Origin of the sequence: Mycobacterium sp. JS623 (genome assembly GCF_000328565.1) — a bacterium.
GTDB lineage: Bacteria > Actinomycetota > Actinomycetes > Mycobacteriales > Mycobacteriaceae > Mycobacterium.
In genome coordinates this window covers 1,323,984-1,335,548 of sequence record NC_019966.1, presented here as the reverse complement: position 1 = coordinate 1,335,548, position 11,565 = coordinate 1,323,984, and the positions used below count along the sequence as shown (strand labels likewise).

The 11,565-nt window shown below is 66.5% G+C and carries 12 protein-coding genes and 1 pseudogene; 8 read left to right on the top strand and 5 right to left on the bottom strand.

Translation table 11 applies throughout. The annotated features are described in order from the left end of the window. Nucleotides 1-13: 13 nt before the first annotated feature. The 3 genes from MYCSM_RS06410 (at nt 14) to MYCSM_RS06400 (ending at nt 3,289) form a co-directional block, all read left to right on the top strand. Nucleotides 14-901: a sulfurtransferase gene (locus MYCSM_RS06410; RefSeq protein ID WP_015305328.1), complete on the top strand. Its 888-nt coding sequence runs from the start codon at nt 14-16 to the stop codon at nt 899-901. Then, complete coding sequence (locus MYCSM_RS06405) at nt 898-1,314, top strand: SufE family protein (RefSeq protein WP_015305327.1); 417 nt, start codon at nt 898-900, stop codon at nt 1,312-1,314. Before MYCSM_RS06410 ends, MYCSM_RS06405 begins: the two co-directional genes overlap by 4 nt. A 178-nt stretch (nt 1,315-1,492) precedes the next feature. Beyond that, complete coding sequence (locus tag MYCSM_RS06400) at nt 1,493-3,289, top strand: acetyl-CoA carboxylase biotin carboxylase subunit (protein ID WP_015305326.1); 1,797 nt, start codon at nt 1,493-1,495, stop codon at nt 3,287-3,289. A 51-nt stretch (nt 3,290-3,340) separates the two neighbouring features. Here the strand turns inward: MYCSM_RS06400 and MYCSM_RS06395 are convergent, their stop codons facing one another. Continuing rightward, nucleotides 3,341-4,036, bottom strand: a complete 696-nt coding sequence (locus tag MYCSM_RS06395; protein ID WP_041311419.1) for an SDR family oxidoreductase — start codon at nt 4,034-4,036, stop codon at nt 3,341-3,343. A gap of 16 nt (nt 4,037-4,052) precedes the next feature. Here MYCSM_RS06395 and MYCSM_RS06390 point away from each other — a divergent pair, with 16 nt between their 5' ends. From MYCSM_RS06390 to MYCSM_RS06380, 3 genes and pseudogenes are all read left to right on the top strand, one after another. Further along, nucleotides 4,053-4,364, top strand: coding sequence for a hypothetical protein (locus tag MYCSM_RS06390; protein ID WP_041311417.1), 312 nt, complete (start codon nt 4,053-4,055; stop codon nt 4,362-4,364). A 178-nt stretch (nt 4,365-4,542) separates the two neighbouring features. Next, nucleotides 4,543-5,177, top strand: a pseudogene (locus MYCSM_RS06385) (bifunctional 4-hydroxy-2-oxoglutarate aldolase/2-dehydro-3-deoxy-phosphogluconate aldolase). Between the two features lie 2 nt (nt 5,178-5,179). Next, nucleotides 5,180-6,415, top strand: a complete 1,236-nt coding sequence (locus tag MYCSM_RS06380; protein ID WP_015305324.1) for an alanine racemase — start codon at nt 5,180-5,182, stop codon at nt 6,413-6,415. A gap of 282 nt (nt 6,416-6,697) precedes the next feature. On the opposite strand, the gene MYCSM_RS06375 is transcribed toward MYCSM_RS06380, so the two are convergent. Continuing rightward, the gene (locus MYCSM_RS06375; RefSeq protein WP_041313363.1) at nt 6,698-7,240 is read right to left on the bottom strand and encodes a nucleotidyltransferase family protein; all 543 of its coding nucleotides are present in this window, start codon (nt 7,238-7,240) and stop codon (nt 6,698-6,700) included. 276 nt (nt 7,241-7,516) lie between these two features. On the opposite strand from MYCSM_RS06375, the gene MYCSM_RS06370 reads away from it, so the two are divergent. Then, complete coding sequence (locus MYCSM_RS06370; protein WP_015305322.1) at nt 7,517-7,957, top strand: STAS domain-containing protein; 441 nt, start codon at nt 7,517-7,519, stop codon at nt 7,955-7,957. Here the strand turns inward: MYCSM_RS06370 and MYCSM_RS06365 are convergent. Beyond that, nucleotides 7,928-8,716 (bottom strand): RNA polymerase sigma factor SigF, encoded by a 789-nt coding sequence (locus tag MYCSM_RS06365; RefSeq protein WP_015305321.1) that lies wholly within the window; start codon nt 8,714-8,716, stop codon nt 7,928-7,930. The two genes, MYCSM_RS06370 and MYCSM_RS06365, sit on opposite strands and share 30 nt — an antisense overlap. Continuing rightward, entirely contained in the window at nt 8,713-9,147 is a 435-nt protein-coding gene (locus tag MYCSM_RS06360; RefSeq protein WP_015305320.1) for an ATP-binding protein, read from the bottom strand. Before MYCSM_RS06360 ends, MYCSM_RS06365 begins: the two co-directional genes overlap by 4 nt. A 244-nt stretch (nt 9,148-9,391) precedes the next feature. Here MYCSM_RS06360 and MYCSM_RS06355 point away from each other — a divergent pair, with 244 nt between their 5' ends. Beyond that, nucleotides 9,392-10,408, top strand: a complete 1,017-nt coding sequence (locus tag MYCSM_RS06355; protein ID WP_015305319.1) for a DNA topoisomerase IB — start codon at nt 9,392-9,394, stop codon at nt 10,406-10,408. Here the strand turns inward: MYCSM_RS06355 and MYCSM_RS06350 are convergent. Then, a complete protein-coding gene (locus tag MYCSM_RS06350; RefSeq protein WP_015305318.1) occupies nt 10,405-11,565 on the bottom strand; it encodes a glycosyltransferase in 1,161 nt (386 codons plus the stop codon). The two genes, MYCSM_RS06355 and MYCSM_RS06350, sit on opposite strands and share 4 nt — an antisense overlap.

Here is an 11,565-nt window from a genome sequence, read left to right as displayed (position 1 = left end):
GTAGGCTCGTGGTGTGCCGCTGCCTGCCGATCCCAATCCTGCCCTGCAGTCATATGCCCATCCCGAGCGTCTGGTAACCGCCGACTGGCTGTCCGGGAACCTGGGCCGCCCAGGGCTTGCCATCGTCGAGTCCGACGAGGACGTGTTGCTCTATGACACCGGCCACATTCCCGGCGCGGTGAAGATCGACTGGCACACCGACCTCAACGATCCGCACGTCCGCGATTACATCAACGGTGAGCAGTTCGCCGAGCTGATGAACCGCAAGGGCATCACCCGCGACGACACCGTCGTCATTTACGGCGACAAGAGCAATTGGTGGGCGGCCTACGCGCTGTGGGTGTTCACGTTGTTCGGTCATCCCGATGTGCGGCTGCTCGACGGCGGGCGCGACCTGTGGATCTCCGACGGCCGCGATACCACGCTGGACGTGCCGTCCAAGGAGACCTCCGGCTACCCCGTCGTCGACCGCGACGACGCCCCGATTCGCGCGTTCAAGGACGACGTCCTCGGGATCCTCGGCGAGCAGCCGTTGATCGATGTGCGCTCGCCGCAGGAGTACACCGGCGAGCGCACACACATGCCCGACTATCCCGAAGAAGGCGCGCTGCGTGGTGGCCACATCCCCACAGCACGTTCCATCCCGTGGGGTAAGGCCGCTCAGGACAACGGCAAGTTCCGCAGCCGCGACGAGCTCAACGAGCTGTACGGGTTCCTGGAGCCCGACGACAAGACCGTCGTCTACTGCCGCATCGGCGAGCGGTCGAGCCACACCTGGTTCGTGCTGACGCATCTGCTCGGCAAGCCAGGCGTGCGCAACTATGACGGTTCGTGGACCGAGTGGGGGAACGCCGTGCGCGTCCCCGTCGCGGTCGGGGAAGAGCCAGGCAAGGCGCCATGAGTATGCCGGCAGCGCTGGCCGAGGTCGTATCGGACTTCCAGGAAGTTCAGGGACAGGACAAGCTCGCCCTGCTGTTGGAGTTCGCCAACGAATTGCCCGCGCTGCCAGCCGATCTCGAGGAAGCGGCGATGGAGCCGGTGCCCGAATGCCAGTCGCCGCTTTTCCTTCACGTCGACGCGGCCGACCGCGACGAGGTGCGGCTGTACTTCAGCGCCCCGGCCGAAGCCCCGACCACGCGCGGCTTCGCCGCCATCCTGGCCGCAGGCCTCGACAAACAGTCAGCCGACGACATCCTCGCCGTGCCCGACGACTTCTACTCCGATCTCGGCCTGGCGAAACTGATCAGCCCGCTGCGACTGCGTGGCATGTCGGCGATGCTGGCGCGGGTAAAAAAGCGGCTGCGAGACAACTAGCCACCAGACACATTGGCGTCGGCGATCTTGGGCGGCCGATAGGACGAGGGAGCTACCGGCTCAGCCCCTACTGACCGGTAAGGGAACCGGCCGGACGCGCGGCACAGAGCGCCCCTTAAACTGCGAGGCGCTACATTCTTAAAGACGTTTCTTAGAGAACATGCCATCAGGAGGCGAAGTGCCTAGTCACGCCAGCTCGAAGATCTCCAAGGTGCTCGTCGCCAACCGTGGGGAGATCGCGGTCCGGGTGATCCGGGCGGCCAAGGATGCCGGGCTGACGAGCGTCGCCGTGTACGCCGAGCCTGACGCCGACGCACCTCACGTGCGGCTCGCCGACGAAGCCTTCGCGCTTGGCGGCCAGACCTCCGCGGAGTCCTACCTCGACTTCGCCAAGCTGCTCGACGCGGCCGAGAAGTCCGGCGCCAACGCGATCCACCCCGGCTACGGATTCCTTTCGGAGAACGCCGATTTCGCGCAGGCGGTGCTCGACGCCGGGCTGATCTGGATCGGACCGAGCCCGCAGTCGATCCGCGACCTCGGCGACAAGGTGACCGCCCGCCACATCGCGGCGCGCGCCCAGGCGCCGCTGGTGCCCGGCACCCCGGACCCGGTGAAGAACGCCGACGAGGTCGTCGCGTTTGCCAAGGAGTACGGCGTTCCGATCGCGATCAAGGCCGCGTTCGGCGGCGGCGGCCGCGGCATGAAGGTGGCCCGCACCATCGAGGAGATCCCCGAGCTGTTCGACTCGGCGACCCGTGAGGCTGTTGCGGCGTTCGGTCGCGGCGAATGCTTCGTCGAGCGATACCTCGACAAGCCACGCCACGTCGAGGCCCAGGTCATCGCCGACCAGCACGGCAATGTCGTCGTCGCAGGCACCCGCGACTGCTCGCTGCAGCGCCGGTTCCAGAAGCTTGTCGAAGAAGCGCCTGCGCCGTTCCTGACCGACGCGCAGCGCAAGGAGATCCACGAGTCGGCCAAGCGCATCTGCAAGGAAGCCGGCTACTACGGCGCAGGCACCGTCGAATACCTGGTCGGCCAGGACGGGCTGATCTCCTTCCTCGAGGTCAACACCCGTCTGCAGGTCGAGCATCCGGTGACCGAGGAGACCGCGGGCATCGACCTGGTGCTTCAGCAGTTCAAGATCGCCAACGGCGAGACCCTGGACATCACCGAAGACCCGACGCCGCGCGGACACGCCATCGAGTTCCGGATCAATGGCGAAGACGCAGGCCGTGGCTTCCTGCCCGCGCCCGGCCCGGTGACCAAGTTCGAGCCGCCGAGCGGCCCGGGCGTGCGACTGGACTCCGGCGTGGAGAGCGGCTCGGTGATCGGCGGCCAGTTCGACTCGATGCTGGCCAAGCTGATCGTGTACGGCGCGACTCGCGGCGAGGCGTTGGCCCGGTCCCGCCGGGCCCTTGCCGAGTTCAACGTCGAGGGCCTCGCGACCGTCATCCCCTTCCACCGCGCGATCGTGTCCGACCCGGCGTTCATCGGTGATGACGACGGCTTCACCGTGCACACCCGCTGGATCGAGACGGAGTGGGACAACACCGTCGAGCCGTTCACCGGTGGCGATCCGATCGAAGAAGAGGACACCATCCCGCGGCAGACCGTCGTGGTCGAGGTCGGTGGCCGCAGGCTCGAGGTGTCGCTGCCCGGCGACCTCGCGATCGGCAACGGCGGTGCGCCCGCTGCGGGCGGCGTCGTGCGCAAGAAGCCCAAGCCCCGCAAGCGTGGTGCACACTCCGGCGCTGCCGCGTCCGGCGACGCGGTGACCGCGCCGATGCAGGGCACCGTCGTGAAGGTGGCCGTCGAGGAGGGCCAGCAGGTGTCGGCGGGCGATCTCGTGGTGGTGCTCGAGGCGATGAAAATGGAGAACCCCGTCACCGCCCACAAGGACGGCACCATCACCGGCCTGGCCGTCGAGGCCGGCGCCGCGATCACTCAAGGAACGGTGCTCGCCGAGATCAAGTGATTTCGGCGCGCCGACGGACGCTGAGCGGGCGGCAGCGCGCCGAAATCGCAATCAGTCTGGGGTCACCAGGCTGCGTTCGGCCAGCTTCGTACCGAAGTACTGCGCATCGGGGTCGATGACGACCTCCTTGTCCTCGCCCCGGCGCGCCAACGTGTCGCGGGCCATCTGCTCGAACGAGATCTTCTGTGGCCCACCGATATTCACGACGCCGTTGAGAGGCTCGGCGACGGCCGCGCGGGCGACGGAGTTGGCGACGTCGGCGGCGGCGATCGGTTGAATCAACGCGTCCGGTACCCGCACCTGATCCTCGTCGGCCATCGAATCCGTGATGGCGTCGGTGAATTCGGCGAATTGCGTCGCCCGCACGATCGTGTATGGCAGGCCCGATTCGGTGATGATCTTCTCCTGCACCACCTTTGCCCGCAGGTAGCCGCTATCTGGTAACGCGTCGACACCGACGATCGACAGCGCGACGTAGTGGCCGACGTTGGCGCGCGCCGCCACAACCACCAGGTTGGTGGTCGACTTCTTGAAGAACTCCATCACGGGATCGTCCTCGAACGACGGCGAATTGACGACGTCGACGAGCACGTCGGCGCCGCTGAGCGCCTCGGCAACGCCCGCGCCGGTCAGCACGTCGACGCCCGATCCGCGCGACGCAGCGACCACGTCGTGGCCCTCGGCGGTGAGGAGGTCGACGACCTTGGAGCCAATGAGACCGCTCGCCCCGATAACTGTGATCTTCATGCCTACCATCAGACGCGTGGAGGCCGTCGAAATCAATGCAGGTGCTTGGTATTTGCGTGCGCTTCGAGCGGATGACCGCATCGATGACCGACCGGCGCTGGCAGAACTGGGTGAGACGGACCCCGACTACGTGGCGCGGCGCAGCGCCCAATGGGGGTCGGACGCAACCTACTCGTGGGCGGTCTGCGAGCCGACGACGGGCGAACTGCTCGCAGAGGTCACGCTGCAGCCGGCCACCGGGTTGATCGGCCTCCGGCCACGGCCCGGCCATGCCGAAGCTGCCGAGGCCGCCGGCGACGCCGTGCGCCGGTTCGCCGAGAGCCTGTGACAACCGCGCCTACGCTTAGCGGTGCAGCCGGCAGCAGCGCTGGATCCCGAACTCGTCCGCGAGATGACGAACGGGATGCGCAGCCTGGCCCACGACGGTATGACCTTGGTGGTGCTCACCCGTTCGATAACCCCCAGCATCCCAAGACGATCCAGTTCCTGAGCAAGGTGACAGATCAGTGAGCGCGGCCGCGCTGCAAGTGATCGCCGAGGATCGCGCGGTCACCGTCGTGCGCGTGTCGCAACCATTCGATGTCGCTTCTCTGGTCACGGCACTGGCCACTGGCGGGCTTCGTGCGGTCGAGCTCGCGTTGACGACACCGGGCGTCCTGGCACACCTCGCCGGCGCAACCATCGACAATGCTGCGGTGGTCGGGGTGGGGACGGTGCTGACGGCCGAGGACGCCGGCACCCCAATCAATGCAGGCGCGCAGTTTCTGGTCACACCCGCGGTCCGTGAGTCCGTCGCTCAGGTCGCCGGGCCCCGCAACGTCCCTGTCATCATGGCGCCTACACCCCAACGGAAGTGTTGGCGGCGGTGGACCTAGGAGCGGCAGCCATCAAGATCTTCCCCGCCCGCGCCGCGGGACCCGACTACGTCCGCGACCTCCACGGTCCGTTCCCGGGGCTTGCACTGAATCCCTCGGGAGGCATCAACGCCGGAATCGCCGCTTCCTATCTGGACGCGGGGGCCATGGCGGTCACTGCCGGGACCGACGTCGTCGCGCCGGATCTGGTGGAGGCGGCGAGCGGGGCGGCGATCGCCGACAGGGCCAGAGGTTTCGTCACGGCCATCAGCGGACAAGGGAGCTAGCGATGGATCCGATACTTCTCAACGATCTCAGGTACACCGTGGTGGGCCCGCAGCACAAATCGCTGCCGCCGACGGCATGGGGCTTGACCGTCGACGAATTCTTGGCCACCACACCGCATCTGTCCCAATTCGCCACGCCGCTACTGACATTGGACGAAACCGGCTTGAGCCACAACATCAGTGCCACGGCGCGATGGGCGTCCGAGCGCAATATGCTGCTCGCGCCACACGGGAAGACCACCATGGCGCCGCAGTTGTGGCGGCGCCAGCTCGAGGCGGGGGCGTGGGCGATCACCTTGGCTACCCCGTGGCAGGCCCAGCTCGCACGACGCTTCGGGGTCGGCCGCATCATGCTCGCCAATGCGGTGGTCGACGCGGCCAACTTGACGTGGCTGACCGACGAATTGAGCAGGGATCCCGATTTTGAGTTCTATTGCTGGGCCGACTCGGTGACGACGGTCGAGTTGATGACCAGCGTGCTCGACAAGGCCCCCCGCCCCGTCGCCGTGCTCATCGAACTCGGCTTCCCGGGTGGGCGCTGCGGCGCGCGCACCATCGACGAGGCCGTTGCGGTCGCCGAAGCCATCGCGCAGGCGCCGAATCTGACGCTGGCCGGCGTCGCCGGCTATGAAGGCGCCCTGGGCCACGACCGCTCCCCCGGCGCGCTGACCCGCATCACGACCTACCTTGACGACCTCGCCGGGCTGTACGGCCGACTGCAACATCTGCTGCCGGCCGGACCGCTTCTGACCGCCGGTGGCAGCGCTTACCCCGACCTCGTCGCCGAGCGGTTCGCAAACGCGGCTGCGAACGGCGCCACGGTGGTGCTGCGATCCGGCGCCTACATCACCCACGACGACGGGTTCTATGCCCACATCTCACCCTTCGCCGACAGTGTGCAGCCGCACAATCCCGTGCACCTGCAGACCGCGATCCACGGCTGGGCGCGGGTGATCTCCACGCCCGAGCCCGAGCTGGCCCTGCTTGACGCCGGCAAGCGCGATCTGCCGTACGACGAGGGTCTGCCGGTCGTCGGCCACCATCCGGTCGCCGCGATGAACGACCAGCACACCTTCGTCCGTGGTGCGCAAGCCAGGTCCATGCGCATCGGCGACATCGTGCGCCTCGGCCTGTCGCACCCGTGCACCGCGTTCGACAAGTGGCGACTGATTCCGGTGATCGCCGACTACACCCAGCCCGATCCACCCGTGGTCGACCTCGTCCACACGTTCTTCTGACCGATGCCCCACATCACTTGCGTCGGTGAAGCTCTGATCGTCCTTTCGGCCCACCACGGACCGCTGGAAAACGTGGAAACCTTCATCCGGGGCGCCGGGGGGCCGAAGTCAATGTCGCGACTACCGTTGCGGCGCTGGGTATTTCGGCCGCTGGCGATCTGCCCCGCGGAGAATCGCGAATGCTGTGCTACCGGAATGGATCTGCCGATGCCCCGCTCGCCGACGAGGACCTGCAGACGCAGCGCGCTCAGCGAGTTCCCCGCGCTGGCGGTGGTCAGCCCCCTAAGGCGTGTCGATGTCCCGACCGGACGCCAGGTCGGCACAATCGACCGCGACCACGTCCGTGCGCCCGCTCAGGAACGGCCGGGCACCCTCGTCGCCGCGAAGCCCGGCCAACAACTCCGGCCAGTGCTCGCGCGCAATGACGACGGGATGCCCGGGCCTGCCACCGTACTGGGCGCGGGCCAGCCCGGACGCCGAGGACCGCGCGGCGTCGAGCACCCGCCGCACCGCCGCCGCGCTGACGTCGGGGGTATCGACCGCGTGCAACACAGCAAAAGAAGCGTCGACGGCATTGATGCCCGCGCGCACCGACGCGCTGAGCCCGTCCTCCCAGTCCGATGCGATCACCGCACGCGCGGGCTCAGGCACGCCGACCTGCGCGGCGCCCAACACCACGACGACGTCGTCGCAGCCCCCATCAGTCAGCGCGGCGATGCAGGCCCGCAGCCACCGTCCGCCCTCGGCACGCACTTTTGGCATGCCGTAGCGAGTACCGGCCCCGGCGGCCAGCAACACACCGGCCGCGGTGCCGCTGTTCTGCATGTGAACAGTGTGAAACATCAGTGGCCCGCCGGAGTAGCCGACCGTCCGTACGGTTTCCGCCCTGAGCTGGGCGGACGAAAAACCTGCTAGATCGATTGCGACATGATCACCGTTCGGCGTAGGGTCGAATGAGGTTGAGTTCACAGCCAGCGGGAAGCGTCAGACGACGCGCAGGGTAGAGAAACCCGCCTTGTAGCGAGGCTTTGAGGACGCAGGGCCTAATTTAATTTGACGTGACCACAGTACGAATCACGTATTCCCACTGATGGAGTCACAATGTCTACCCCCCATGCCCGTCCGGGTTCTCCGGACTCTCTAATCGAACCCGCCGATTGCCACACGGCGCATTTCGCCACCCGGTGGCTGCAACCATCGATGGCGGTGATCACCGCGCATGGCGAGCTCGATGCGGCGAACGCACAACAGTTCGTCGACTACGCGTTGCGGCACGCCGCACACACCGACCGCCTGGTCTTGGACCTGTCCGGCGTGGACTTCTTTGGCACCGCGGGCTTTTCCGCGTTGCACACACTGAACGTCCGCTGCGCCGCCGACAAGATCGAGTGGGCCATGGCGCCCAGCCCAGCGGTCAGCCGGCTGATGCGGATCTGCGATCCGGATTCAACGCTGCCCATTTGCGATGGCGTTGATGCGGCACTCGCCGCTGTGCAGGATGAGCCCCGCAAATTACTGCAACTGGTCCCTAAGTCGCGCTAGGGATTTCGCCAACAAACGGGAGACGTGCATCTGCGAGATGCCGACCCGCTCGGCGATCTGCGTCTGCGTCAACGATTCGAAGAACCGCAACAGCAGCACGGTCCGTTCCCGCTCCGGCAACGCAGCGAGCAAGGGCCGCAACGCTTCTCGGTTCTCGATCTGATCCAGACCAAGATCGACGTCGCCGAGCGTGTCGGCAATCGCAGGTGCATCTTCGTTACCACTGCCGCCGCTGTCGATCGATAGCGTGTTGTAAGAGCTGCCCGCGACCAGGCCCTCGATCACCTCGTCACGGTCCATGTCCAGCTCGGCGGCCAGTTCCGAGGCTGTCGGCGCGCGGCCAAGCCGCTGGGAAAGCTCGGCCGTCGCCGCGCCCAGCCTCAGATGAAGTTCCTTGAGCCGACGCGGCACCTTGACCGACCAACTGTTGTCGCGAAAGTGCCTGCGAACCTCACCCATGATGGTCGGCACCGCGAACGAAACGAAGTCCGACCCGGCGTTGACATCGAATCGGATCACCGCATTGACCAGACCGACGCGTGCCACCTGCACGAGATCGTCGCGCGGTTCGCCGCGGCCGTCGAATCTGCGAGCGATGTGATCGGCCAGCGGGAGGCAGCGCTCGACGATCCGGTCGCGCTGGCGCTGGAACTGCGCCGACGAATCGGGCAGTACTTCGAGTTCGCGGAACATGGCAGCGACGTCCGCGTATTCAGAGTTCGATCGTGAGGACGAACCCTGGGCCGACGAGGGGGTCACTGCAGCGAACTCGCTCGCCTTGCCGTCATGGAGATTCCGAATACTCGTTCGTCCTCGGGACCCTGCCCGTCTTGAAAGGTGCGTACGTCATCGGTGAGTGAGCTCAACACGTGCCAACTGAAGCTGCCCTGGGCGAGGATGTCGGGGCTCTTACATGTCGCCGACGCGTGGATCACCACGGCGTCGTCTTGTGGATCCACCACCAGCAGGAGCATGGAGTTCGGAACGGCCGATCGGATCAGCCGGGTGCAGGCTTCGTCGACTGCGAGTCGTAGATCGGAGACGGCGTCGAAATCGAGGTCTTCAAACGTCCCCGCGGCGGCGACCAAGGTACGCAGCACAGCCAGGTTCTCCAGCTTGGCCGCGACCCTGAGTTCGACCGCCCGGGCGCTGCGCTGCTGCCCATTATCGGTGTGGGCGTCATGGGCCATGTGACCTCCCGGCAATTTCCTCGCGACACTACCCCAGGTCGAATCCCAGCTACCCACCGGCGGTCCGCCGACCTGTCACGGCTGACGTGTGGCAACGACGGCGGCGGGGTAATCCCCCGCCATGGAGGAAATTGTCCTGGCGGCGATGATGCAGTGACGCCAATGACACGCAATCAGACACGGCCGTACAAGTCCTCTTCACCATGGTGGGTGTTCAATACCCCGCTCAGGTCGCTCGTCAAACATGCGACTTCGCCGTAGCGCGGTCCGCGGCCCGGGGATACGCCGGGTGGGCCGCGGCAAGGGCTTCTCCTACGAAGATCAGGACGGCGTACCAATCACCGACGCGGCCACGCTGCAGCGCATCAAAGACCTCGTGATCCCGCCTGCGTGGAAGAAGGTATGGATCTGCCCCTATCCGAACGGCCACATTCAGGCCGTCGGAACCGACGCCGCCGGCCGACGCCAGTACCTGTATCACCAGCAATGGCAGCAGGAACGCAACGAGGAAAAGTTCGACCGGGTACTCGAGATGTCGGCGGCGCTGCCCGAGATGCGCCGACGCATCGCCGCCGATCTGCGCGGCCGGGGTCTGGGCCGCGACCGAGTGCTCGCCCTGGCACTGCACCTCCTCGATCTCGGTTACTTCCGTGCAGGCGGCGAACAGTACGCAGAGGAACACAACTCGTATGGCATCGCCACGCTGCGCTGCGAGCACATCGAACTGCAGAAGCAGGCCGTGGAGTTCGACTACCCGGCCAAAAGCGGGGTACGCCGGACGTTACTCATCGACGACCCCGAGGTGATCCGCTCGGTGCGGGCATTGATGCGGGACAGGCCCAGGTCCGACCGACTACTGGTGTGCCGCAACGGTTCTGACCACATCGACCTGCATGCCGAAGACCTCAACGCACGGTTCAAGGAGCTCGTCGGAGACGAGTACACGGTCAAGGACCTGCGCACCTGGCATGGCACGGTGCTCGGCGCCGCGGCGTTCGTCGACGCGGACCCGCCGGTCAACAAAACCGTGATCAAACGGGTCGAATCCGCCGTCATGAAAGAGGTCGCCGAAGAGCTTGGCAACACACCGGCGGTAGCCCGGTCGTCCTATGTCGACCCCCGGGTGGTCGACGGATATGAGGCCGGCCTCACGATCGCAGCAGGCGCGCGCCGAGCCGAGCGCACCCGCGAGCCCGCTGCGCGACAGGCCGTCCTGGAGAGCAGCACCGCGCGGCTGATCCGCAAGGTGGCCAAGGGCTAGCCGGTGGCGGCTTTCGGCTTGTGGCCGCCTTTCGATATCGACGCTTGATAGAGGCGGGCGGTGTCCGAAGCGATCCGCTCCCAGCTATAGCGGGCCACTGTGCGGTCACGTCCGGCGGCCCCCAGGCTGCGCCGCAGGAATGAGTTCACCAGCAGCATGTTCATCAGGCCCGCGAATCGCCTCGGGTCTTGGTGCGCAACCAGATAGCCAGTCACGTCATCGACAACGATGTCGGGCGACGCGCCCACCGCGGAAGCGACCACGGGAACGCCGCAGGCCATCGCCTTCAGCGCAACGACCCCGGACGAGTCGTGCCTTGGCGTGCACGCGACCACATCTGCGGAGCGCAGCAACGCCGGCAATTCGGCGGCTGTGGCGGCGCCGTGGAGTCGTAGCCTGTCGGCGACCCCCAACCGGGCGGCCAGATCGCGCAATCTACATGCCTCCGCGTCGGATTGGCCTGCGTCGGCCTCACCGATGATGACGAATTCGGCACCAGGGATGTACGGCAGCGCCTTAATCACTGTGTCGAACCCGTTGTCCGGCACCAGCTCTCCGACGCTGAGCACGCGGGGCGCGTCGCTTCGCGGTGCCAGTGGCCCGCCGGGTGTGCACACGTTGACGTCAACGCCGGACGGAACCATGGCCGTGCCTTCTCGTGGCCTGCCCATCCGGATCAGCTTGAATGCTTCGGCGGTGCAGTTCGCGGAGACCTCTGTCGCGGTCCTGGCCAGCTTCGCCTCGAACCGGCGTCTGGGCTCCTCTGTGCCAAGGCCGTGAAATCTCAACACTGTGGGCAGCCGCAATCGCTGGGCCGCAAGCTCTGTCGCAATGCCCGACGTCCAGAAGTGGGCATGCGCGATATCGTGCCCGCTGGTGGCCCAGTGCTCGGCCAGGTACTGGGCGAAGGGCCCCATCGCAGCCAGCAGTTCGTCGTCATCAAGCGGCCGTGGCGGGCCGGCAGGCACGTGAATCACGTTGTAGCCCTGCGGTGTTTCGACACACTCGGGCTGATCGGGATCGTCACGACGGGTGTACACCATCACTCGGTGTCCCTGGCGGGCAAGTGCTGCGGACAACTCTGCAATATGCGCACTCTGCTCGCCTGCGTCGGCAGGCAGCGGGCTCGACTGCATCGAGACCATCGCCACATTCAC